Here is a 23,210-nt window from a genome sequence, read left to right on the forward strand (position 1 = left end):
CATACGATTGCATCAAAAATAGTCATCGAAGCCGGAAAAGGATTGAGGCGATGCTTACTAAGAAGAAGAACACGCGCGCGGCATGGATCGCGGTGCTCGCTCTAACGACGGTGGCTGCATGGCCGCGTGAGGCCAGTGCCGAAACCGTGCTGCGCATCGGCATGACCGCTGCCGATATTCCGCGCACACTGGGCCAGCCCGATCAGGGTTTTGAAGGCAACCGCTTCACCGGCCTCACCATGTACGACGCGCTGACCGGCTGGGACCTGTCCTCCGCCGAGAAGGCGAGCGTGGTCATTCCCGGCCTTGCCACCGAGTGGAAGGTCGACGATGCCGACAAGACCAAGTGGGTTTTCAAGCTGCGCCCCGGCGTGACCTTCCATGATGGCTCCCCGTTCAATGCGGATGCGGTGGTGTGGAACGTCGAGAAGGTGTTGAAGCAGGACGCGCCGCAGTTCGACGCCAGCCAGGTCGGCGTCACGGCCTCGCGCATGCCGACGCTCGCCTCGGCGAAGAAGATCGACGACATGACGGTCGAGCTCACCACCAAGGAGCCCGACAGCTTCCTGCCGATCAACCTCACCAATTTGTTCATGGCGAGCCCGGCGAAGTGGCAGCATTTCTACGACAAGGCCGAAGGCGCCGACGCCAAGGCCAAGTCGCAGGCGGCGTGGACGGCGTTTGCCAAGGACGCCGCAGGCACCGGCCCGTGGAAAATGGCGAGCTTCACGCCGCGCGAGCGGCTAGAGCTCGTCAAGAACGCGAGCTATTGGGACAAGGCGCGCGTGCCCAAGGTCGACAAGATGGTGCTGTTGCCGATGCCGGAAGCCAACGCGCGCACCGCGGCGCTGCTCTCCGGTCAGGTCGACTGGGTTGAGGCGCCGGCGCCGGACGCACTGCCCGAGCTCAAGCAGCGCGGCTTCAAGCTCTACGCCAACGAGCAGCCGCATGTCTGGCCGTGGCAGTTCTCGCGCGTCGAGGGTTCGCCCTGGAACGACATCCGCGTGCGCAAGGCCGCCAACCTCTGCGTCGATCGCGAAGGTCTCAAGGACGGCCTGCTCGCCGGCCTGATGGTGCCGGCGACCGGCACCTTCGAGCCCGGCCATCCCTGGCGCGGCAAGCCGAGCTTCGAGATCAAGTATGACAAGGCGGCTGCGCAGAAGCTGATGCAGGAGGCCGGGTTTGGCCCCAACAAGAAGCTGACGGTCAAGACCCAGACCTCCGCCTCTGGTTCGGGCCAGATGCAGCCCTTGCCGATGAATGAGTATCTCCAGCAGGCCCTTGCCGAATGCTACTTCGATGTGCAGCTCGACGTCATCGAATGGAATACGCTGTTCACGAACTGGCGCCGCGGCGCCAAGGATCCCTCGGCCAACGGTTCGCACGCGACCAACGTGACCTATGCGGCGATGGACCCGTTCTTCGCGCTGGTGCGCTTCCTGCAATCGGGCATGGCGCCGCCGGTCTCGAACAATTGGGGTTTCATCAACAATCCCAAGTTCGACGAGCTGGTGAAGAAGGCCCGCCAGACCTTCGATCCCGCCGCGCGTGACGCCGCGCTCGCCGAGCTGCACGCGGCCTCGGTCGACGATGCCGCCTTCCTCTACGTCGCCCACGACGTCGGCCCCCGCGCCATCAGCCCAAAGGTCACGGGCGTGGTGCAGCCGAAGAGCTGGTTCATCGACTTCTCGCTGGTGTCGATGAAGTAGTTCGCACCACACGAACAGTGCACCCTCTCCCCTTGTGGGAGAGGGTGGCTTCGCGACAGCGAAGCCGGGTGAGGGGTCTCTCTCCGCGAGTGGCCCTTTCTCTCATTCGATAACGCTGTATCCGCGGGTAGAACCCTCATCCGGCGCCGTAGCCGAAGCTTCGCTTCGGCGTCGACTTAAAAACGGCCGCCGGAGGCGGCCTATGCCACCTTTTCCCACAAGGGGAGAAGGAAGAAAGAAACAACGTGCTCGCCTATATCGCCAGACGCATCGTCTATGTCGTTCCGATCGTCATCAGCGTCGCGCTGGTGTGTTTTCTGCTCGTGCACATCACGCCGGGCGATCCGCTGGTCGCGGTGCTGCCGGCCGATGCCTCGCAGGAGCTAGCCGCGCAGCTCCGTTCCGCCTATGGCTTTGACCGCAAGCTGCCGGTGCAGTTCGGCTTGTGGCTGATGCGCGCGCTGCACGGCGATCTCGGCAATTCCATTGCGACAGGGCGCCCCGTGCTCGCCGAAGTCATGCGCGCGGTCAGCAACACCGTCACGCTGGCGATTGCCGCCGCGATCATCGGCTTCACCATGGGCATCCTGCTCGGCCTGATCGCCGGCTATTTTCGCGAGACCTGGATCGACAAGCTCGCGACGTCCTTTGCCATCGCGGGCGTATCCGTGCCGCATTATTGGCTCGGCATGGTGCTCGTCATCATTTTCTCGGTGCAGCTGAACTGGCTGCCCGCGGTCGGCGCCGGGCCGGGCGGCTCCGCCACCTGGGCCTGGGACTGGGCACACCTGCAATACCTCGTGCTGCCGGCGATCACGACATCCGTGATTCCCATGGGTATCGTCACCCGCACGGTGCGCGCGCTGACCGGCGACATCCTGAGCCAGGATTTTGTCGAGGCCTTGCGCGCCAAGGGGCTGCATGAGCGCGGAGTGTTCCGCCACGTCATCAAGAACGCCGCGCCCACCGCGCTCGCGGTGATGGGGCTTCAGCTCGGTTATATGCTCGGCGGCTCGATCCTGATCGAGACCGTGTTCTCCTGGCCGGGCTCGGGTTTCCTGCTCAACTCGGCGATCTTCCAGCGCGACTTGCCGCTGCTTCAAGGCACGATCCTGATCCTGGCGCTGTTCTTCGTCTTCCTCAATCTCATGGTCGACATCGCGCAAGCCGCGATCGATCCGCGCATCAAGCGGGGCTAGCAATGAGCGAGCTTCCGTTGTCTGCCACAGCCGACGCCGCGCTGCAGGCTGCGCCCGCGACCAAGGCGCGCGGTTATTGGGCGACCGTCGGCCGCCGCATCCGGCGCGACAAGGTCAGCATGGCCTGCGCGCTGGTGCTGCTGTTGATCTTCCTGTCCGCGATCCTCGCACCGTGGCTGGGTCTGGAAGATCCCTACAAGGGCTCCATGATCCGCCGCCTGCGCCACATCGGCACTGTTGGCTACCCGCTCGGCACCGACGAGCTCGGCCGCGACATGCTGGCGCGACTGATCTATGGCGGGCGGCTGTCGCTGGTCATCGGCATCCTGCCTGTGATCCTCGCCTTCTGCATCGGCACCTCGTTGGGCCTCGTCGCCGGCTATGTCGGCGGCAAGCTCAACACCGCGATCATGCGCACGATCGACGTGTTCTACGCCTTTCCCTCCGTGCTGCTGGCGATCGCGATCTCCGGCGCGCTGGGCGCCGGCATCCTCAATTCCATCGTGTCGTTGACGGTCGTGTTCGTGCCGCAGATCACCCGCGTCGCCGAAAGCGTCACCACGGGCGTGCGCAACATGGACTTCGTCGAGGCCGCGCGTGCCTCCGGCGCTGGACCCATCACCATCATGCGGGTGCACATCCTCGGCAATGTGCTCGGCGCGATCTTCGTTTATGCTACCAGTCTCATTTCGGTCTCAATGATCCTGGCCGCCGGTCTTTCCTTCCTCGGTCTCGGCACCAAGCCGCCGGAGCCGGAATGGGGCCTGATGCTCAACACCTTACGCACCGCGATCTACGTCAATCCCTGGGTCGCCGCATTGCCGGGCGCGATGATCTTTGCGGTCTCGATCTGCTTCAACCTGCTCTCGGACGGCCTACGCAGCGCCATGGACATCAGGAACTAGGCCATGAGCGAGAGCAACACTTCCGTTGAAATGCTCGAGCCGGTCGAAGACCGCGGCGGCCTCGCGCAGCCGCTGCTTCAGGTCAACGGCTTGACCAAGCACTTCCCTGTTCGCGGCGGGCTGTTTGCCGCAAAGCGCACCGTGCGTGCCGTGGACAATGTCTCGTTCTCCGTCGCCAAGGGCGAGACCGTCGGCATCGTCGGCGAATCCGGCTGCGGCAAGTCCACCACCGCGCGCCTGCTGATGCATCTGATGCCGCGCGACACCGGCGACATCATCTATGACGGCATGACCGTCGGCCAGTCGCTGAGCTTGCGCGAATTGCGCCGCGGCATGCAGATGGTGTTCCAGGACTCCTATGCTTCGCTCAACCCGCGCCTGACGATCGAGGAATCGATCGCTTTTGGCCCCAAGGTGCACGGCATGGCCGATGGCGCGGCGCGCGCATTGGCGCGCGAGCTGCTCGGCAAGGTCGGCTTGCGCTCGGAGAACTTCGCCAACCGCTATCCGCACGAGATCTCCGGCGGCCAGCGCCAGCGCGTCAACATCGCGCGCGCGCTGGCCCTGTCGCCGCGGTTGGTGATTTTGGATGAAGCCGTCTCCGCGCTCGACAAATCCGTCGAGGCGCAGGTGCTCAACCTGCTCGCCGATCTCAAGCGCGAGTTCGGGCTGACCTATCTCTTCATCAGCCATGACCTCAACGTCGTCCGCTACATCAGCGATCGCGTGCTGGTGATGTATCTTGGCGAAGTCGTCGAGCTCGGCCCGGTCGACCAGGTCTGGGACAACCCTGCGCATCCCTACACGCGCGCACTCCTTGCGGCGATGCCGTCGTCTGACCCCGACAGGCGCACCGAGCAACCGCCGATCACCGGCGATCCGCCCAACCCGATCGATCCGCCCCCGGGCTGCCGCTTCCACACCCGTTGCCCGTTTGCGGAGCCGCTCTGCGCAAATGCGACACCAAAGCTCACCGCGCTGGATAATATGGGCCACGAGGCCGCGTGCTACATGGCGATACCGGGTTCAGGCCACAGCCGCGCGCCCAGGGAGAAGACCGCATGACGAGACCGACACCGAAAGAGATCAAGCCGATTGCGCTAGTTGCCGGCGTCCCCGTGGATGACGAGATCGCGACGCGCATCTCCAATTCCATCGGGCCTGCCTTCGAAGGCTTCGCGGCCATCGCCGGCACGCTGCCGTTCGACCTCGAGCCCGCGCTCTATCCGATCGCGCAGACGCAGAAGGTGTCGAAATGAGCACTGAGCCTGCATTGATGACGCTCACCGAGGTCGCGCGCGCGATCGCGATGAAGCAGGTGTCCTCGCATGAGGTGACGCGCGCGCTGCTGCACCGCATCGAGCAGTGGCAGCCGCATCTCAACGCCTTCATGTCGATCGAGGCCGAGGCTGCATTGAAAGCGGCGGATGCCGCCGATTCCGAGCTCGCCAAGGGCAATGTCCGTGGTCCACTGCATGGCGTGCCGCTCGCGCACAAGGACATGTATTACGATTCCGGTCACGTTGCGACCTGCGGCTCGCTGATCCGCCGCGACTTCGTGCCGACCGTGACCTCCACGGCGCTGCAACGCTTGAAGGACGCCGGCCAGGTCCGACTCGGCACCCTGCACCTCGCTGAGTTCGCCTACGGTCCGACCGGGCACAACGCCCATTACGGTCCGGTGCGCAATCCCTGGAATGTCGCGCACATCACCGGCGGCTCCTCGTCGGGCTCCGGCTCGGCGGTCGCCGCGCGGCTGACCTATGCGGCGCTGGGCTCGGACACCGGCGGCTCGATCCGGATGCCCGCGCACTTCTGCGGAGTTACCGGGTTGAAGACCACGGTCGGTCGCGTCAGCCGGGCCGGCGCGATGCCGCTGTCGCAGTCGCTGGACACCGTCGGCCCGCTTGCCCGCACCGCCGAGGATTGCGCGCTGCTGCTGGCGCTGATGGCCGGCGCGGACCCTGCGGATTCGACCTGCAGCCACGAGCCGCTGTCGGACTATGTCGGCGCGACCAAGGGCTCGCTGAAAGGCCTGAAGATCGGCGTGCCTGCGTCGTTCTATGTCGACGATCTCGACAGCGAGGTCGCGCGCGTGCTGGACGAGACCATCGCGGTGCTCAAGCGCGAGGGCGCCGACATCGTCACGGTCGAGCTGCCGGACCAGCGGCAATTGTCCTCGGCGAGCCAGCTCGTGCTTGCCGCCGAAGCTGCCGCCTTCCACAAGCGCTGGATGATCGAGCGTCCGCAGGACTATGGCCCGCAGGTCTTGATGCGGCTTCAGAACGGTCTCGCCGTTCCCGCCATCACTTATCTCGAGGCGATGCGCTGGCGCGGCCCCGCGCTCGCTGCGCACAACGCGGCCACTGCAGGCGTCGATGCGGTGATCGCGCCGGCGTCCCCGGTGCCGGCGCCGACGATCGAGGAGAGCGATGTCGGCGGCGGCCCGAACGCACCGGCCATGGTGCAGCGGCTGACGCTGTTCACCCGCCCGGTGAACTTTTTGGGCCTGCCGTCGCTCACCGTACCCTCCGGCTTCACCAAAAGCGGCCTGCCGGTCGGCATGCAGCTGATCGGCCGTTCCTTCGACGAAGCGACCCTGCTCACCATCGGCGCCGCCTTCCAGCGCGTCACCGACTATCACGATCGATTGCCGAAACTGCCGTCATGACAAAGCTCGTCGAGATTTCAGGCCTCAACATCCGCTTCACCGGGGAGCGCACGGTTTATGCCGTGAACGATCTCAGTCTCTCGCTGGGCAACAGTGAGGTGTTGGGCCTGCTCGGCGAGTCCGGTTCGGGCAAGAGCGTGACGCTGCGTGCGCTGATGCGGCTGTTGCCGAAGAAGCGCACGCAGATTTCGGGTACCGTCAACGTCATGGGCCGCGACGTGCTCGCCATGAACGACGTGGAGCTGTCGTCCTTCCGCGGCCAGACCGTGTCGATGATCTTCCAGGAGCCGGCACTGGCGCTGGATCCGGTCTACACCATCGGGGCGCAGATCGCCGAAAGCGTCGTGCGCCACGAGGGCAAAAGCTACGCTGAGGGCAGGGCACGCGCACTCGAAATGCTCGAGGTCGTGCGCATTCCCTCAGCAAAACGCCGGCTCGATGCCTATCCGCACGAGATGTCCGGCGGCATGCGCCAGCGCGCCATGATCGCGCTGGCGCTGGCCTGCCGGCCAAAAATCCTGCTCGCGGACGAGCCGACCACCGCGCTCGATGCCACCGTGCAGATCCAGATCCTGCTCTTGCTGCGCGAGCTGCAGCGCGAGTTCGGCATGTCCGTCATCTTCGTCACCCACGATATCGGCGTCGCCATCGAGATCTGCGACCGTGTCGCGGTGATGTATGCCGGTCAGATCGTGGAGCAGGGCACGCTTCGCGACATCGTCCGCAGCCCGGTGCATCCCTATGCCAAGGGCCTGCTCGCCTCGACGATTCACGGCGCCAAGCGTGGCGCCCGCCTCGAAACCATCCCCGGCACGCCGCCCTCACTGGCCGAGAAACCCCACAACTGCTCCTTCGCCCCGCGCTGCGCCGTGGCGCAGCCCCGTTGCTTGGAGCAATTGCCTGCCAATGTGGCGGTCGGGCCGGGCCGGGCGGCGCTATGTGTTCTGGCGGAGCAGGCGGCGGCGCTGTCATAATATTTGAACGGCGCTGCAGCAGCGCTCCTTCCTTTGAAAGTCCTCCACGGCAACACCGAGTTGTCACAGTTCACCGGCGACTGCAGGCAGAAGCCGTTCTACTTTGCATGGGGTTGTTTTCGACATTTTTGTCGGAGCCGGGTGAAGCGACTAGCATTCAGACGCCATTCATCCCGGTTCCCGTTCCATGCGGCCGTTCATGCAGAGGGACCAGACTTATGTACATTTCAAACGAAGGCCTGCTCGTCATCCTGTTCGTCGGCCTCGTCGCCGGCTGGCTCGCCGGCAAGGTGGTGCGCGGAACGGGGTTCGGTATCATCGGCGACATCGTGGTCGGCATCGCCGGTGCGCTGGTGGCAAGCTTCCTGTTTCCAAAGCTCGGCATTCGCCTCGGCACGGGCCTGGTATCCGAGATCGTCTATTCCGCCATCGGCGCGGTCATCCTGTTGCTGGTGGTGCGGCTGGTGCGGGGCGGCGGCCGGTTCTAGTAACCGCCCGGTTCGGTCGATCGGAACTAGCCGCCTCTCCAGAACTGGGGAGGGGCGGCGGCTACGCACCAAAAAGCCGCAAAGACTGTGAAATACCGGACTTGCGTGCGGGGCCATCAGGGGTAGATGTGGGCCATCAGGGTTTTGGATGAACCCGGCTGCGTTGGACGCAGGGCGAACATGATGTTAATCCGGGGCGAGTACCCTGAATTGCCCGTGAAATCAGGGGCCTTGGCCCCCACCTGAAAGAGATCAGACTGATGGCAGCCGGTCCTGGCGTCCGCCGTTCAGAACTCGGTGACGCCTTGCGCGCTTGTCGCACGGCGTTCATCGGCGTCGGTTTCATGAGCTGCATGATCAACCTGCTCTATCTGACCGGGTCGATCTTCATGCTGGAGGTTTACGACCGGGTGCTGCCGAGCCGCAGCGTCCCGACCCTGGTCGGCCTGATCATCCTCGCCAGCTTCCTCTACATGGCGCAGGGCGTGCTCGACATGATCCGCAACCGGATCCTGGGGCGGATCGGCACCGCGCTCGATGAAGCCCTCAACAAGCGCGTGTTCGACACCATCGTGCGCCTGCCGCTTCTGGTCGGCAGCCGTAACGAAGGCCTCCAGCCGCTGCGTGATCTCGACAACGTCCGCTCCTTCCTCGGCAGCATGGGCCCGAGCGCGTTCTTCGACCTGCCCTGGCTGCCGCTCTATCTTGCCATCTGTTTCGCCTTCCACGTCATGATCGGCGTCACCGCGCTGGTCGGCGCCATCATCCTGGTCGGGCTGACGCTGGTCACCGAGTTCATGTCCCGCCAGCCGGCGCGCGAGGCGATGGGGCTTGCCGCCCAGCGCAACGATCTCGCCCAGGCCAGCCGCCGCAACGCCGAAGTCATGGTGGCGATGGGCATGGCCGGCCGGATGAACCAGCGCTGGAGCGAGACCAACGAAAAATATCTCGCCGGCAATCAGCGCGCGAGCGACGTTGCCGGTGGTCTCGGCGCAGTCGCAAAGGTACTGCGCATGATGCTGCAATCGGCCGTGCTGGCGGTCGGCGCCTATCTCGTCATCCACCAGGAGGCGACCGCCGGCATCATCATCGCCGGCTCGATCCTATCCGCCCGCGCGCTTGCGCCGGTCGATCTCGCCATTGCGCACTGGAAATCCTTCGTCGCGGCGCGCCAGAGCTGGCACCGCCTCACGCGCTTGCTGGAGCAGATGCCGGCGCAGACCATGCCGACCCAGTTGCAGGCGCCCACCAGCCGGCTCTCGGTCGAAGGCGTCGCCATGGTGCCGCCCGGCGACCAGCGCCTCATCGTGCAGGACGTCACCTTCGCGCTCGCCGCCGGCAACGGCCTCGGCGTGATCGGCCCGAGCGGCTCCGGCAAATCGTCGCTGATCCGGGCGCTGGTCGGGGTCTGGCAGCCGGTGCGCGGCAAGGTGCGGCTCGACGGCGCGGCGCTCGATCAATGGTCGTCCGACATGCTTGGCCGGCACATCGGCTATCTGCCGCAGGACGTCGAACTGTTCGGCGGCACCATCGCCCAGAACATCAGCCGGTTCGATCCCGAGGCGACGTCCGAGGGCATCATCGCGGCTGCGAAAGAAGCCGGCGTGCACGAGATGATCATCAAGATGCGCGAGGGCTACAACACCCAGGTGGGTGAGCAGGGCACAGCGCTTTCCGCCGGCCAGGCGCAGCGCGTGGCGCTGGCGCGCGCGCTCTATGGCAACCCCTTCCTGATCGTGCTCGACGAGCCCAACTCCAATCTCGACACCGAAGGCGACGAGGCGCTGACCCGCGCCGTCCGCGCCGCTCGCGAGCGCGGCGCCATCGTGGTCGTGGTGGCGCACCGTCCGATCGGCGTCGAGGCGGTCGACCAGGTCCTGGTGCTGCGTGACGGCCGCATGCAGGCGTTCGGCCCCAAGGAGCAGGTGCTCGCCCAGGTTCTGCAGCCGCGCGTGACGCCGCCGGCCCCGATCAAGATCGTCAGCGAAGGCGGAGTGGCCAAACCATGAGCACGATGGCCATCGGCGGCCCGAAGCCCGCCGCGAACAAGACCGTACGCGAATCCATCAGGTTTCACCTGATCCTCGGCTTCGTGATCGTGCTGGTGCTTGTCGTCGGTCTCGGCGGCTGGGCCTCGACCGTGCTGATCTCGGGCGCGCTGATCGCGCCGGGCCAGATCGTGGTCGAATCCAACGTCAAGAAGGTGCAGCATCCGACCGGCGGCGTGGTCGGCGAGGTGCGCGCCCGCGACGGCGACCTGGTCAAGGCCGGCGATATCGTGGTGCGGCTCGACGACACCGTCACCAAGGCCAACCTTGCCATCGTCACCAAGAATCTCGACGCCGCGCAGGCGCGTGCGGCGCGCTTGCAGGCCGAGCAGCGCGGGGTCGACAGGATCGAATTTCCGCAAGCCCTGATCGAGCGCGCCAGCGATCCCGACGTCAAGCTGCTGCTCTCCGCCGAAACCAAGCTGTTCGACGTCCGCGTCAACGGCCGCACCGGACAGAAGGCTCAGCTTCGCGAGCGCATTACGCAGCTCAACGAGGAGATCGCGGGTCTCAGCGCCCAGGAGAAGGCCAAGGATCAGGAGATCGCGCTGGTGCAGAACGAGCTCACCGGCGTGCGCGAGCTCTACGACAAGCGTCTGGTGCAGATCTCGCGCCTGACCCAGCTCGAACGCGACTCGGCCCGTCTCAACGGCGAACGCGCGCAATACATCGCTTCGCGCGCCCAGGCCAAGGGCAAGATCACGGAGACCGAGCTCCAGATCATCCAGGTCGACAAGGACGTGGTGAGCGAGGTCTCCAAGGATCTGCGCGAGACCAACGACAAGATCGGCGAGCTGATCGAGCGCAAGGTCGCCGCCGAAGACCAGCTTCGCCGCATCGACATCCGCGCGCCGCAGGATGGCATGGTGCTGCAATCCACGGTGCACACGGTCGGCGGCGTCATCACCGCCGGCGACGCTCTCATGCTGATCGTGCCGCAGGCCGACGATCTCCAGGTCGAGGCCAAGGTCAATCCGGTCGACATCGACAAGCTCCAGATCGGCCAGAAGACGCTGCTGCGCCTCTCCGCCTTCAATCAGCGCACCACGCCGGAGCTCAACGGCCTCGTCAGCCGCGTCTCGCCCGACGTCACCACCGACCAGCGCACCGGCCAGAGCTACTACACCATCCGCGTCTCGATGCCGGCCGAGGAGATCGCCCGTCTCGGCGACGTCAAGATGATCCCGGGCATGCCGGTGGAAGCCTTCGTCCAGACCGGTGACCGCACCATGCTGTCCTATCTGATGAAGCCGCTGCACGACCAGCTGATGCGAGCGTTCCGGGAGAAGTGACGCGCGAACGCGCGTCATCCCGGAGCGCGCTTAGCGCGCATCCGGGATCTCGAGCGGCAGCCTCGGTCTCGTAGGGTGGGCAAAGGCGCGATGCGCCGTGCCCACCGTCTCTTACACGACGAGCATATTGGTGGGCACGCTCCGCTTTGCCCACCCTACGGCACTGACTTCTTTGCTATAGTTCGACTCAAGCCCATCAACCCGGCGGTCGACCATGCAATCCCCATCCTCCATCGCCACCGAATCCTTCGCCGACGCGTCAGCGGCCGTCACCCGCCTCGAAGAGATCTACGAGCGCAACACAAAATTCCTGCGCGATCGGTTCGAGGCCTATGTCGGCGGCGAAGCGATCACGACGCGGGTGCGCGCCTATTATCCCTTCGTCCGCCTCACCACCGCGACCCACGCGCGGCTGGATTCGCGTCTCGCCTACGGCTTCGTCGCCGGGCCCGGCGTCCATGAAACCAGCGTGACGCGTCCGGATTTGTTCCGGAGCTACCTTGTCGAGCAGATCGGCCTCCTGATCCAGAATCACGGCGTGCCCGTCGAGATCGGCGAGTCCGCCGAGCCGATCCCGATCCACTTCGCCTATCGACGCGACATCAACATCGAAGCTGCGATCACCACGAGCGAGAATTCCCCTGTCGCGCGATCGCTGCGCGACGCCTTCGACGTGCCCGATCTCGCCACCATGGACGATTCGATTGCCGACGGCACCTTCGAGCTTCAGCCTGGCGCGCCCGAGCCGCTGTCGCTGTTCCGTGCTGCCCGTGTCGATTACTCGCTGCGCCGGCTCTATCACTACACCGGCACCGACCCCGAGCATTTCCAGAATTTTGTCATTTTCACCAACTACCAGTTCTATGTCGACGCCTTCGCGCAGCTCTGTCAGCAGCGGCTCCAATCGAGTGAGGCCGGCCTTGAAGCCTTCGTCGCGCCGGGCAACGTCATCACGCGCAGCGGCGGCGCAATCAGCGGCGTTGCGCCGGCGCGCATGCCGCAGATGCCGGCCTTCCACCTCGTCGCATCGGGCTATCGCGGCATCACGCTGATCAACATCGGCACCGGTCCGTCCAACGCGCGCAACGTCACCGACCATGTCGCCGTGCTGCGCCCGCATGCCTGGCTGATGCTCGGCCATTGCGCGGGCCTGCGCAACACGCAGCGCCTCGGCGATTACGTACTCGCGCACGGCTATGTGCGCGAAGACCACGTGCTCGATCGCGAGCTGCCATTGTGGGTCCCGATCCCCGCGCTGGCCGAAATGCAGGTCGCGCTGGAAGAGGCCGTTGAGTACGTTACCGGCCTCGAAGGTTTCGAGCTCAAGCGCCTGATGCGCACGGGGACGGTGGCAAGCGTCGACAACCGCAATTGGGAGATCTCCGGGCCTGAGGTGATCCGACGTATGTCGCAGTCGCGCGCGGTCGCGCTAGACATGGAATCGGCCGCGATCGCCGCCAACGGCTATCGCTTCCGCGTTCCCTATGGCACGCTGCTCTGCGTCTCCGACAAGCCGCTGCACGGCGAGATCAAGCTCGCGGGCATGGCCAGCGAATTCTACCGCCGCCGCGTCGGCCAGCATCTCGAGATCGGCCTGAAGGCGCTGGAACGGCTCAAGCAGCAGGAATCGGAGCGGCTGCATTCGCGAAAGCTGCGCAGCTTTGCCGAGGTCGCCTTCCAGTAAAGGACACAGGAACTGTCGTACGCATGCTGACGCCTCCGTGAGCGCAGCGTCCTGGAATATTGCCGCCGAGGCAGGGTTATCAATTGGTCCGGGGCCGCTTGAAACACTGAGGAGGCAGACATGATCGCAGCGATGATCAGGCGCGTCGTGTTGGGTACGTTCGCGGCAGCCCTATTGTGCTCGCCGGCCTTTGCCGCGGGCGGAGGCGGCGGTGGTGGAGGCGGGGGCGGCGCCAGCTCCACGGATCCGTACGCCGGCGCCTATTCGGATCAGAAACCGCAGCCGACCTATCCGAAGCGCCCGGGCGCCAAGGCAACCCAGAAAGGCAAGAAGCCGAACAATCAGTCCAGCATCGGCGATCCCGCATTCGCGGCCGGCTACCGCGTGGCCTACGACACCATCTACGAGCGCAACGACTATGCGGCAGCGATCGCGCAATTGAAGTCGCTCGGCCATGATGACCATCCGAACGTCGCCAACCTCATCGGCTACTCCTATCGCAAGCTCGGCGACTACGAGCAGTCGCAGGTTTGGTATGAGCGCGCATTGAAGGCCGATCCGAACCACGTGCTGACGTGGCAATATTACGGGCTGTGGCAGCTGGAGCGGGGCAATCGCGAGCAGGCGCTGTATCATTTGAGCCGGATTGCCTCCATCTGCGGGACCGGTTGCGAGGAGTATCGGTCGCTGGCCGCCGCGCTCGACAGGCCGACCGGCACGGCGCTCGTCTACTGAAGCTGGAGAGCAGCCGGTTCGTCAGCCGCGCTCTTGATGGGCGCCGGATGACCGCCACGTCCTTCGGCGCGGATAGTGACAAGGCGTCAGATTTTCAGCATTGTCCCGTTCGGGGGCGCGACGGGACAATTGGATGCCGCTGACGCGCGACAAGATCATTGGCCATGACCTCGAACGGCTGGCCTTTCGCTTCACCATGCTAAGCGGCGACGAGGTCGTGCAGTGCCAGATCAGCGACGCCGCGATGGACGAGCTCGCGGGCATGCAGGGCACCGAAAGCAGCGCACGGCAGGCGCAGTTCTTGTCGTTGCGTGAGACCATCGAGCGGATTGCGTCAGATCTCTACGACGAAGCACCGCGATTCCAGGGATATGTGGTGCGGATCTTCATGCGGCATTTGGGGCGGTGATGCCACATAATCCAGTGTCATCGCCCGCGCAGGCAGGCGGGCGATCCAGTACTGCGAGACAGTTGTGATTGAATCGATAGGCCGCCGCGTACTGGATGCCCCGCTTTCGCGGGGCATGACAGCGGTATTTGCTGCGAGACTACCCCCACTCATTCGAGAAGCAGCTCACCCCTGCAGCTTCCTCAACAACAGCCTCAGCGCCGTCGCAGCAAACATTTGCATGTTGCCGAACCGGTCGTTATTGCCGGTCTCCAGCGTCATGACCTCCGCCACAGGTCCGCTCACCGCCATGCAGCTATGGCCGGCGGCGTCGCCGTAGCGGTTGCCGGTGGGGCCGGCTGCGCCGGTCTCGGACAGGCCCCAGTCGCTGTCGAAGCGCATTCGCATCTGCTCCGCCAGCAGTTGCGCGTAGGGCTCCGACGAGGAGCGAAAGCCCTTCATTCCCTCGTCCGAAATATCCATCAGCACGCGCCTGGCATCGCGGGTGTAGACCACCGCGCCGCCGAGGAAATAGGCGGACGCGCCGGGCACCGCGAGCAGGCTGGCCGCGATCAGGCCGCCGGTTGAGGATTCTGCCACGGCGATGGTCTGTTTGCGCGCGATCAGCTTCGCTGCGACCTGTTCCGCAATGCCGACGAGCTCTTTCATCCCTAACCCCTTATCTCTTCGCAACCGAGCTCAGCCTTCCTAGCATATGACAGGACGCTTGGCTGAGTTGCGGGCGACGGGCAGGCCTGCTTGAATGCCGGGTACAAGAAGAGACATGCGAGGAAACGTGAGAAGGGAGACGTCATGGCGTCCCTGATCGCCGGCGGGGTGGATTGCGACGTGCATCCGGCCGTGCCGCATCTGACCAGCCTGCTGCCCTACCTGAACGACTATTGGCGCGATCAGGTGACGACGCGCGGCATGGTCGACCTCGTCTCGCAATCCTACCCGCAGAACTCGCCGATCGTGGCACGCCCTGATTGGCGCCCCGAGAGCGGCAAGCCGGGCGAGAGCCTCGACGACATGCGGCGCCATGTGCTCGATCCGTTTCAGCTCAGCTACGCCATCTGCAATCCGCTCTACGGCGTGCAGATGGTGTTTTCGGAAGATTTGCAGGCTGCCTTCTGCCGCGCGCTGAACGACTGGCTGGTGAAGGAGTGGCTCGATCGCGACAAGCGGCTGCGCGGCTCGATCGTGATCCCGACGCAAAGCGTCGAGAAGGCCGTGGCAGAAATCGAGCGCTGCGCGCAGGACAAGCGCTTCGTCCAGGTGCTGATGCTTGTGATGGGCGATACGCCGCTCGGCAAGCGCGCGCTGTGGCCGATCTATGAAGCCGCGGAACGGCTGGAACTACCCGTCGGCGTCCACGCGGGTTCCGCCTATCACAATCCGCCGACCGCCGTGGGATGGGGTTCCTATCACATCGAGGACTATGTCGGGCAGGCCCAGGCGTTCCAGACGCAGCTCACCAGCCTGATCGTCGAGGGCGTGTTCGCCAAATATCCGCGCCTGAAAATGGTGATGCTGGAATCCGGCGTCTCCTGGATCTCTCCCTATCTCTGGCGCCTGCACAAGTTCTGGCGCGGGGTGCGGATGGAGACACCCTGGGTTGATCGCGCGCCGCTGGATATTGTGCGCAGCAACATCCGCTTCTCCTTACAGCCATTTGATGCACCGCCAGACGAGGCGACATTAATTCGCCTGTTTGATCATATGCAGTCCGACGAATTGGTCCTATTCTCCACGGACTATCCGCACTGGCAGTTCGAGGGCCAGGACGCGCTGCCCGAAGGTCTCACCCCCGATCTCGTGCGCAAGATCATGATCGAAAATCCACATGCGACCTATCCCCGCCTGAAATGAGCCCGCTGCCAAAGGAGGCAAGGCGATGAATATCCAATTCCGCGAGAGCCAAGAAGCCGCTTCCCCACTGACCGTCAAAACCGCGATCGCGGACTGCGACATCCATCCGGCACGCGCCACCCGCACCGAGCTTTATCCCTATCTCGCCAAACGCTGGCAGCATCATCTCGAAGTCTATGGCGTCCATGCCTATCAGGGCATGACGGAAGGCCCGCCCTATCCGAAGGCCCAGCCCAATGCCTCGCGCCGCGATGCCTATCCGCCCGAAGGCGGCCCGCAGGGCTCCTCGCTGTCCTTCATGCAGAAGCAGCTGCTCGATCCCAACAACGTGCAGCTGGGCGTGCTCAATCCGCTCAACACCGGGCAGGGCATCCGCAATCACGAGCTCTCGGCCGCTTTGTGTTCGGCGATCAACGACTGGCAGATCGACAAATGGACCAGCAAGGACAAGCGGCTCAAAGCCTCGATCGTCGTCGGCAATGAGGACGGGCTGTCGGCCGCCGCCGAAATCCGCGAGCGCGCCGGCGACAAGAACTTCGTGCAGGTGCTGCTGCTCAGCCGCAATGTCGAGCCGCTCGGCCAACGCCGTTACTGGCCGATCTACCAGGCCGCGGAGGAAGCCGGCCTTCCCGTCGGCGTCCACGCCTTCGGCTTCGGCGGCAATCCGATCACGCCGTCGGGCTGGCCGTCCTATTACATCGAGGAGATGGTGGGGCACTCGCAATGCCAGCAATCGGCGCTGGCCAGTCTTGTTTTGGAAGGCGTGTTCGAGCGTTTCCCGAAACTGAAGATGGTGATGATCGAGGCCGGCTTCGGCTGGGCGCCGTCGCTGGCGTGGCGGCTCGACAAGACCTGGCAGCGCCTGCGCAGCGAGGTGCCGCATGTGAAGCGGCCGCCGTCGGAATATATTCGCGAGCAGGTGTGGTGGACCACGCAGCCGATGGAGGACCCGGAGCGGCGCGAGGATCTGTTCGACGTCATCAACTGGATCGGCTGGGACCGCCTGTTGTTCGCCACCGATTATCCGCATTGGGACTATGACGAACCCTCCCGCGTCTTGCCGGCGGGCGTCAGCGAAGTCAATCGCGAGGCGTTCTATCTCGGCAATGCGCGCGCGCTGTACGGGATTGGTTGATGGCGCGGCATGTGATCGCGCCGGTCGATGAACTGCCGCCGGGGACGCGAAAATTTCTGGAGATCGACGGGCGGCCGATTGCGGTCTTCAACATCAAGGGTGAATATTTCGGCCTGATGAACCGTTGCCCGCATCAGGGCGCGGCGCTGTGCGAGGGCCCGCTGATCGGTCTCGCGCAGTCGAAGGAGCCCGGCGAGATCGAATACACCAAGCTCGGCGAGATCATCCGCTGTCCCTGGCACGGCTGGGAGTTCGACATCCGCACCGGTCAGTCCTATTGCGATCCCCGCCGCTTCCGCGTGAAGGCCTATCCGGCGCATGTCGAGCCGGGCGCGAGCGTGGTGAAGGGGCCGTATGTCGCCGAGACCGTTACGGTGAAGGTCGAGAGCGATTACGTGGTGGTGGAGCTGTAGCCTCATCTCTTCACCCTCCCCTGGAGGGGGAGGGTTGATCGCGCGGAGCGCGAGCGGGGTGGGGTGATCTCTCCCCACGGACAGCGTTCGATGCGGAGGGACCTTCACCCCACCCCGTCTCACATTATCGCTGCGCTCAATGTGAGCCGACCCTCCCCTCCAGGGGAGGGTAAGAGGCGGCGATGATCGAAGCGACCATCAACGCCCCGCCACAGGCTCGGCCACCGCATCATATGTCAGCACCGCCTTGCCGCCGCCGCGGTACACCGTCGAGGCCGCGATGATGCCGAGCAGTGCGGCGAGCATCAGCCAGAAGCCGGGCGAGGCCTTGTCGCCGGTATGCTCGATCAGCAAGGTCGAGGCGAACGGCGTGAAGGTGCCGAACAGGGCGGCGGCGAGCGCGAAGGCGAGCGAGAAGCAGGTGGTGCGCACATCCGCCGGCACGATCTCGACCAGCGCGCCGAGCATGGTGCCGCTGTAGACGCCGAAATAGAACGAGAACATCATCTCGACCGCGAGCAGCTTGCCGAAGCTCGGCGCCGCCACCAGCCAGTGCAGTGCCGGGTAGGCGGTGACGAGCGACAGGCCGGCGATGGTGAGCAGCACCGGCTTGCGGCCGATGCGGTCGGACAATGCGCCGCCGATCGGGTTCCAGAAGAAGTTGGTGACAGCGACGAGCAACGTCACCAGCAGCGCGTCCTGCGTCGACAGCTTCAGCACCGTCTTGCCGAAGGTCGGCGTGTACACCGTGACGAAGTAGAACGTCGTCGTGGTCAGGATTGCGATCATCATGCCGAGGATGACGATGCGCCAGTTGGCGAGCGCGGAGGCGAACACCTCGCTGGCCGTCGGATGCTTCTTCATGGCGAGGAAGGCCGGCGTCTCCTCCAGCGTCCGCCGCAGGACAAAGATCAGGGGGATGATCAGGCATCCGACGAAGAAGGGAATGCGCCAGCCCCAGGCGGCGACGGTGTCGGCCGGCATCACCTCCGAGAGGATGTAACCGAGGATCGAGGCGACGAAGATCGCGACCTGCTGGCTCGACGACTGGAACGAGGTGTAGAAGCCGCGATTGCCCGGCGTGGAGATCTCCGAGAGATAGACCGACACGCCGCCGAGCTCGACGCCGGCGGAGAAGCCCTGCAGCAAACGTCCGACCAGCACGATGACGGGCGCGGCGATGCCGATGGTCGCGTAGCTCGGGCAGAACGCGATGACGACGGTGCCGAAGGCCATGATGGCGAGGGTGACGATCAGGCCTTGGCGGCGGCCGATGCGGTCGATGTAAGCGCCGAGCACGATCGCGCCGACCGGCCGCATCAACGCGCCGAGCCAGAACACGCCGAAGGTGTTGAGCAGCGATGCGGTCTCATCGGAGGAGGGGAAGAACGCCTTGCCGATCGCGGCCGCATAGAAGCCGAACAGGAAGAAGTCGAACTGTTCGAGAAAATTGCCTGACGTGGCGCGCAGGATGGCGCCGATGCGCGATTTGATCGCGGGTGGTTTGGTCGATGCGGCTGGTCCAGCCATGGCGTTGCTCCCCTTGGAAAGGTCTGGCCGGACCGGGAAATGATCCCACGGCAAGGCGACAGAGACTGCGACAATCTGCCACGCCTCTTCCCGCGGAGGGCGCCGCGAGTCAATCGATTTTGCCGGGGAAGCTGATGATTTTTCAGGCTTTATTTTGCGTCGCAGCGAGCATCCAGTGGCGGAATGCGGTCAGCTTCGGTGCTTCGCGGCGTCCCTCGGGCGCGACCAGGTAGAAGCCGGCGTCGGCCGGCAGCGCGATCTTGAAGGGGACCACGAGGCGGCCCTTGGCGATGTCGTCCTGAACGTAGGAGGTCCGTCCCATCGCGACGCCAATGCCGTCGATCGCGGCCTGGATGGTCATGAAGATCATGTCGAAGGTGATGCCGGGGTGCCTCGCGATGTCTGCCGGCAGGCCCGCCGCGGTCAGCCAAAGCCGCCAATCGTCGCTGTTGGCGCTTGAGGTGTGCAGCAGCGGATGGTTTCCCAGGTCTTCGGGCCGGCGCAGTGGCTTGTCGCCACGCAATAGCGACGGACTGCACACCGGAAACAGCTCATCCGCCATCAGCCAGTCGGCGCGCAGGCCCGGCCACTGGCCGCGGCCGTAGCGAATCGCGGCATCGACATTGTCGCGCTGGAAGTCGACGAAGCTGGTCGAGGTGGTGATACGAACGTCGATGCCGGGATGCTGCTCCTGGAAATCCGTCAGCCGCGGCAACAGCCATTTTGCGGCGAGCGAGGCCAGCGTCGAGACCGTCAGCACCTTGTCGTCGTCCTTGCGCAGCAGCCGGTCGGTCGCAAGCCGGAGGTCATTGAAGGCGGCGCGGACGCCGGGGAGGTAGTCGCGCGCCTCCGGCGTCAATGCCAGCGCGCGGTTCTGCCGGATGAACAGGCGGATGCCGAGCTCCTCCTCGAGCCTTCGGATCTGATGGCTGATCGCGGTCTGCGTCACGTTCAGTTCGGCCGCCGCCAGCGTGAAGCTGAGATGGCGCGCGGCGGCCTCAAACGCCCGCAATCCGTTCAGGGACGGTAATCTGGCAGTCATTTGGCAGCAGGATACATGACGTTAATTCATGCGAAAAGGTACAAATTGTCGTTTGTCGCAGTGCACCAGGAAGCAGATATTAGCGGTCAACTTAGCTCCAGGAGCTGAAAATGTCTACTTTGACTGACAATTCGATGACAAATCATCATGCACCGGGCCTGATCGAGCAGATCGGCGAGACGCTTCACGTCTGGCACGAGCGCTACCGTAACAGGCGCGAGCTCACGCAATGGACCGCGCGCGACCTTCAGGACGTCGGGCTGTCCTGGAGCGATATCGCCTACGAGGCCGACAAACCCTTCTGGCGGGCCTGATTGGCCGCCAGGCCGGCGCCGCCTCATCAGAGGGGCGCCGGCGGTCCCTTTTGTCCCGAGCATGTGCCATGACCGCTCTTCGCCTGGAAGATTTGAAGCAGTATTCGGACACGCTGCGCACCCGGCAGGGTGAAGCGCTCAATGTCCGCTTCGTTGAGCCGCGCGATACCGACGAGATTCAGCACTATTTCCGCTCGCTCTCGACCCGCTCCCGCTACAACCGTTTCTTCGGCGCGATCAGCGAGCTGCCGAACGGACTGCTGCACGACTTCCTTCAGGTCGGCGAGCGCGAACGTTTCACCGTGGTCGCGACCATGATGATCGACGGTTTCGAGACCATCGTCGCCGAGGCGCGCTATGCGCTGCACGCCGAAACCGCCACGCTCGAATTTGGCCTGTCGGTCCATGATCGCTGGCAGGGCCGCGGCATCGCCACAGCGCTTCTGAAGAATCTCGAATGCCGCGCCGCTGCGCTTGGCGCCGACCACATCTTTGGCGAGACGCTGCGCTCCAACGAGACCATGATCTCGCTCGCCCGCAAATCCGGCTTCGCTTTCGTCAATCACCCTGATGACTGGAAGCTGGTGCGCTTCGACAAGGAGATCACAGTCGCAGCAAAGGACATCCCCTGTGCGAGCTGGCGCCTCGCCGCCCTTTCCCGTCAGGCCGAAAGCCCCTCAGCCTCGGCCTGACACCACTGCAGGCCCGGCTCTGGGTGAACCAGGGCCGGGCTTTTTTTTGCTTGTAGATCCGTCATCGTGAGGTGCGAGACGCGCGGCGCAACGCGACGCGTGGGGAGCCTCGAAGGATGAACGGCCCCACCGCATCCCCGGTGTCGGACTTCGCGCAGCAACAGTCGGGCCGTCGCCCTTCGAGGGCCGCTGAAGAAGCGGCCACCTCAGGGTGACGGTCATAGATCTTAGAACGCTGCTACTTCCCCGTGAACACCGCTTTCCGCTTCTCGATGAACGCCTGCACCGCCTCCTTGTGATCGGCGGTCGTGGTCAGGCGGATCAGCCGTTCGGCCTCGTGGTCGCGCGCGGTTTCGAAATCGAACAGCACGGCCTCGTCGAGATTGTCCTTCATGTAGCGCAGCGCCAGGCGCGGGCCCTCGGCGAGCGACTTCGCCAATGCAAAGGCCTCGGTCTGCAATTTGTCATCAGGCACGACGCGGTTGACGAGGCCGATCGCTTCGGCCCGCACCGCATCGACACGGTCGCCGGTGAACATCAGCTCGCGCGCCCGCGCGGTGCCGACGAGACGGGTGAGCAGCCAGGCGATGCCGTAATCACCGCTCAGCGCGATGCGGGCATAGCCGGTGGCGACGAAGGCCGATTGCGCGGCGATGCGGATGTCGCAGGCCATGGCGATGGCGAGCCCGGCGCCGACGGCGGGGCCGGGCAGGGCGGCGATGGTCGGCTTGCGCACCGACACAAGCGCACCGGTGAGCAGCCGTTGCCGCTCCTGCAGATCGGCGATGCGATCTTCCAGCGGCATCTCGAGCTTTGCCTTGTCGCGATGGGCGCCCATGCCCTTGACGTTGCCGCCGGCGCAGAACGCTTCGCCCGCGCCGGTGATCAGCAGCGCGCCGACGCCGGGGTTCTCGCCGCAGCTCCGGATCATCGTGCGCAGTGCCGGGGTCAGCGCGTCCGACAGCGAATTGCGCGCCTCCGGCCGGTTCAGCGTGATGACAGCGACGCGGTCGCGAATGACGCAGAGGAGCTCGTTGGTGCCGGTGTCGATGGTGGTTTCCGTGGTCATTGATCCTCCCTGCTCTTGTTGGACTAGTAGGGTGGATTAGCGAAGCGTAATCCACCTCTTCTCTAATGCGCGGTGATAAAAGAGGTGGGTTACGCCTTCGGCTAACCCACCCTACGGCATCTCGCCTCAGAACTTCTCCACCCAGGGCCGCAGCTCGAGCTCCCAGCTCCAGGCGCTGCGCGGCTGCTGCAACACATTCCAATAGCTCTGCGCGATCGCGTCGGGATCGAGCATCGAATCCGGCTTGTCTTCGGCTTCCGTCCGCGCCGCGCTGCGGATGCCGCCGTCGATCACGAAATGCGCAATGTGGATGCCTTGCGGCGACAATTCGCGCGCCAGGCTCTGTGCGAGGCCGCGCAGCGCGAACTTGCCCATCGCGAACGAGGCCGACTGCGCGTAGCCCTTGATGCTGGCGGAGGCGCCGGTGAACAGGATCGCGCCGTGCTTGTTCGGCAGCATGCGCTTGGCCGCCTGCTGCGCCACCAGGAAGCCGCCATAGGCGCTGACCGCGATGGCGTTGGCGACGTCGGCCGGAACGAGGTCGACGAACGGCCCGCGGGTGCGGCCGCTGGCGTTGTAGACGACGAGGTCAGGCGTGCCGATCTCGCGCTCGACCAGGCCAAACAACCGCTCGACCTCGTCGGGCTCGGTGGCGTTGCAGGCATAGGCCTTGGCGCCGGTCTCGCTACAGAGCGCGCCCAGCTTCTCGATCTTACGCGCGGCGAGCGCGACGCGAATGCCTTGCGCAGCGAGCAAGCGCGCGAGCGAAGCGCTCAGGCCTTCGCCGGCACCGACGATGAGGGCGATCTTGTATTTCGGATGTTCCATGTGTGGTCTCTCGGAAGCGGGGAGCGCATGATCTATGCATGGCTTTCGCGAACAACCAGCCGGCGCGATCACAATTCCGCAGAGCGAATTGCTCCTTCACCGCGATCATGCCTCCCTGACGATTTGCAGCTTTATCCGTACCTGCGACTGGAGCATGATCGACATCATCCCAAGCGGCAAGCGCTAAAGTGCCGCGGAATGTCCGCAGGTTGCGGAAACGAA

General features: G+C 64.8%; 24 protein-coding genes. 19 read left to right on the forward strand and 5 right to left on the reverse strand.

Features of this window, described 5'->3' with window-relative positions:
• Nucleotides 1-50: 50 nt before the first annotated feature.
• From GA0061098_RS08060 to GA0061098_RS08120, 13 genes are all read left to right on the forward strand, one after another.
• The gene (locus GA0061098_RS08060) at nt 51-1,709 is read left to right on the forward strand and encodes an ABC transporter substrate-binding protein (RefSeq protein WP_091955840.1); all 1,659 of its coding nucleotides are present in this window, start codon (nt 51-53) and stop codon (nt 1,707-1,709) included.
• A gap of 245 nt (nt 1,710-1,954) precedes the next feature.
• Nucleotides 1,955-2,908 (forward strand): ABC transporter permease, encoded by a 954-nt coding sequence (locus tag GA0061098_RS08065; RefSeq protein WP_091955841.1) that lies wholly within the window; start codon nt 1,955-1,957, stop codon nt 2,906-2,908.
• Nucleotides 2,909-2,910: 2 nt separating this feature from the next.
• A complete protein-coding gene (locus GA0061098_RS08070; protein WP_091955842.1) occupies nt 2,911-3,813 on the forward strand; it encodes an ABC transporter permease in 903 nt (300 codons plus the stop codon).
• Nucleotides 3,814-3,816: 3 nt separating this feature from the next.
• Nucleotides 3,817-4,878 (forward strand): ABC transporter ATP-binding protein, encoded by a 1,062-nt coding sequence (locus tag GA0061098_RS08075; RefSeq protein WP_165637233.1) that lies wholly within the window; start codon nt 3,817-3,819, stop codon nt 4,876-4,878.
• A complete protein-coding gene (locus GA0061098_RS08080; RefSeq protein WP_028140661.1) occupies nt 4,875-5,072 on the forward strand; it encodes a hypothetical protein in 198 nt (65 codons plus the stop codon). The genes GA0061098_RS08075 and GA0061098_RS08080 overlap by 4 nt, the downstream gene beginning before the upstream one ends.
• Nucleotides 5,069-6,484, forward strand: a complete 1,416-nt coding sequence (locus GA0061098_RS08085) for an amidase (RefSeq protein WP_091955843.1) — start codon at nt 5,069-5,071, stop codon at nt 6,482-6,484. The genes GA0061098_RS08080 and GA0061098_RS08085 overlap by 4 nt, the downstream gene beginning before the upstream one ends.
• Nucleotides 6,481-7,458, forward strand: a complete 978-nt coding sequence (locus GA0061098_RS08090; protein ID WP_091955844.1) for an ABC transporter ATP-binding protein — start codon at nt 6,481-6,483, stop codon at nt 7,456-7,458. Before GA0061098_RS08085 ends, GA0061098_RS08090 begins: the two co-directional genes overlap by 4 nt.
• Before the next feature lie 218 nt (nt 7,459-7,676).
• The gene (locus GA0061098_RS08095; RefSeq protein ID WP_018321362.1) at nt 7,677-7,946 is read left to right on the forward strand and encodes a GlsB/YeaQ/YmgE family stress response membrane protein; all 270 of its coding nucleotides are present in this window, start codon (nt 7,677-7,679) and stop codon (nt 7,944-7,946) included.
• 260 nt (nt 7,947-8,206) lie between these two features.
• Nucleotides 8,207-9,955, forward strand: coding sequence for a type I secretion system permease/ATPase (locus GA0061098_RS08100; protein ID WP_091955845.1), 1,749 nt, complete (start codon nt 8,207-8,209; stop codon nt 9,953-9,955).
• Nucleotides 9,952-11,286: an HlyD family type I secretion periplasmic adaptor subunit gene (locus GA0061098_RS08105; RefSeq protein WP_129590822.1), complete on the forward strand. Its 1,335-nt coding sequence runs from the start codon at nt 9,952-9,954 to the stop codon at nt 11,284-11,286. Before GA0061098_RS08100 ends, GA0061098_RS08105 begins: the two co-directional genes overlap by 4 nt.
• 214 nt (nt 11,287-11,500) lie before the next feature.
• Nucleotides 11,501-12,970 carry an AMP nucleosidase gene (locus GA0061098_RS08110; protein WP_091955846.1) on the forward strand — a complete coding sequence of 490 codons (1,470 nt, stop codon included), beginning with the start codon at nt 11,501-11,503 and terminating at the stop codon, nt 12,968-12,970.
• A 120-nt stretch (nt 12,971-13,090) separates the two neighbouring features.
• Entirely contained in the window at nt 13,091-13,705 is a 615-nt protein-coding gene (locus GA0061098_RS08115) for a tetratricopeptide repeat protein (RefSeq protein ID WP_091955847.1), read from the forward strand.
• A gap of 133 nt (nt 13,706-13,838) precedes the next feature.
• The gene (locus GA0061098_RS08120) at nt 13,839-14,114 is read left to right on the forward strand and encodes a DUF1488 family protein (RefSeq protein ID WP_020508771.1); all 276 of its coding nucleotides are present in this window, start codon (nt 13,839-13,841) and stop codon (nt 14,112-14,114) included.
• A gap of 165 nt (nt 14,115-14,279) precedes the next feature.
• Here GA0061098_RS08120 and GA0061098_RS08125 read toward each other — a convergent pair whose 3' ends face one another.
• Nucleotides 14,280-14,762, reverse strand: a complete 483-nt coding sequence (locus tag GA0061098_RS08125) for a CinA family protein (protein WP_091955848.1) — start codon at nt 14,760-14,762, stop codon at nt 14,280-14,282.
• A 144-nt stretch (nt 14,763-14,906) separates the two neighbouring features.
• Between GA0061098_RS08125 and GA0061098_RS08130 the strand changes: the two genes are divergently transcribed.
• From GA0061098_RS08130 to GA0061098_RS08140, 3 genes are read left to right on the forward strand one after another with little or no spacing between them, the layout of a single operon-like run.
• Nucleotides 14,907-15,965 (forward strand): amidohydrolase family protein, encoded by a 1,059-nt coding sequence (locus GA0061098_RS08130; protein WP_091955849.1) that lies wholly within the window; start codon nt 14,907-14,909, stop codon nt 15,963-15,965.
• 25 nt (nt 15,966-15,990) lie between these two features.
• On the forward strand, nt 15,991-17,100 hold the full coding sequence (locus tag GA0061098_RS08135) for an amidohydrolase family protein (RefSeq protein WP_091955850.1): 1,110 nt from the start codon (nt 15,991-15,993) through the stop codon (nt 17,098-17,100).
• Complete coding sequence (locus GA0061098_RS08140) at nt 17,100-17,513, forward strand: Rieske (2Fe-2S) protein (protein WP_091955851.1); 414 nt, start codon at nt 17,100-17,102, stop codon at nt 17,511-17,513. The genes GA0061098_RS08135 and GA0061098_RS08140 overlap by 1 nt, the downstream gene beginning before the upstream one ends.
• A 198-nt stretch (nt 17,514-17,711) precedes the next feature.
• On the opposite strand, the gene tcuC is transcribed toward GA0061098_RS08140, so the two are convergent.
• Both tcuC and GA0061098_RS08150 read right to left on the reverse strand, forming a co-directional pair.
• Nucleotides 17,712-19,043, reverse strand: coding sequence for an MFS transporter (tcuC, locus tag GA0061098_RS08145; protein WP_091955852.1), 1,332 nt, complete (start codon nt 19,041-19,043; stop codon nt 17,712-17,714).
• Nucleotides 19,044-19,185: 142 nt separating this feature from the next.
• On the reverse strand, nt 19,186-20,085 hold the full coding sequence (locus GA0061098_RS08150) for a transcriptional regulator GcvA (protein WP_091955853.1): 900 nt from the start codon (nt 20,083-20,085) through the stop codon (nt 19,186-19,188).
• 110 nt (nt 20,086-20,195) lie between these two features.
• Here GA0061098_RS08150 and GA0061098_RS08155 point away from each other — a divergent pair, with 110 nt between their 5' ends.
• Both GA0061098_RS08155 and GA0061098_RS08160 read left to right on the forward strand, forming a co-directional pair.
• Complete coding sequence (locus GA0061098_RS08155) at nt 20,196-20,399, forward strand: DUF1127 domain-containing protein (RefSeq protein ID WP_091955854.1); 204 nt, start codon at nt 20,196-20,198, stop codon at nt 20,397-20,399.
• Between the two features lie 68 nt (nt 20,400-20,467).
• A complete protein-coding gene (locus GA0061098_RS08160) occupies nt 20,468-21,091 on the forward strand; it encodes a GNAT family N-acetyltransferase (protein WP_091955855.1) in 624 nt (207 codons plus the stop codon).
• Between the two features lie 238 nt (nt 21,092-21,329).
• Here the strand turns inward: GA0061098_RS08160 and GA0061098_RS08165 are convergent, their stop codons facing one another.
• Together GA0061098_RS08165 and GA0061098_RS08170 are read right to left on the reverse strand one after the other, a co-directional pair.
• Complete coding sequence (locus tag GA0061098_RS08165) at nt 21,330-22,160, reverse strand: enoyl-CoA hydratase (protein WP_091955856.1); 831 nt, start codon at nt 22,158-22,160, stop codon at nt 21,330-21,332.
• 126 nt (nt 22,161-22,286) lie between these two features.
• Nucleotides 22,287-22,988, reverse strand: a complete 702-nt coding sequence (locus tag GA0061098_RS08170) for an SDR family oxidoreductase (protein WP_091955857.1) — start codon at nt 22,986-22,988, stop codon at nt 22,287-22,289.
• 34 nt (nt 22,989-23,022) lie between these two features.
• On the opposite strand from GA0061098_RS08170, the gene GA0061098_RS44805 reads away from it, so the two are divergent.
• Nucleotides 23,023-23,175, forward strand: coding sequence for a hypothetical protein (locus GA0061098_RS44805; RefSeq protein ID WP_165637234.1), 153 nt, complete (start codon nt 23,023-23,025; stop codon nt 23,173-23,175).
• Nucleotides 23,176-23,210 lie beyond the last annotated feature (35 nt).

It is taken from the genome of Bradyrhizobium shewense, assembly GCF_900094605.1.
GTDB lineage: Bacteria > Pseudomonadota > Alphaproteobacteria > Rhizobiales > Xanthobacteraceae > Bradyrhizobium > Bradyrhizobium shewense.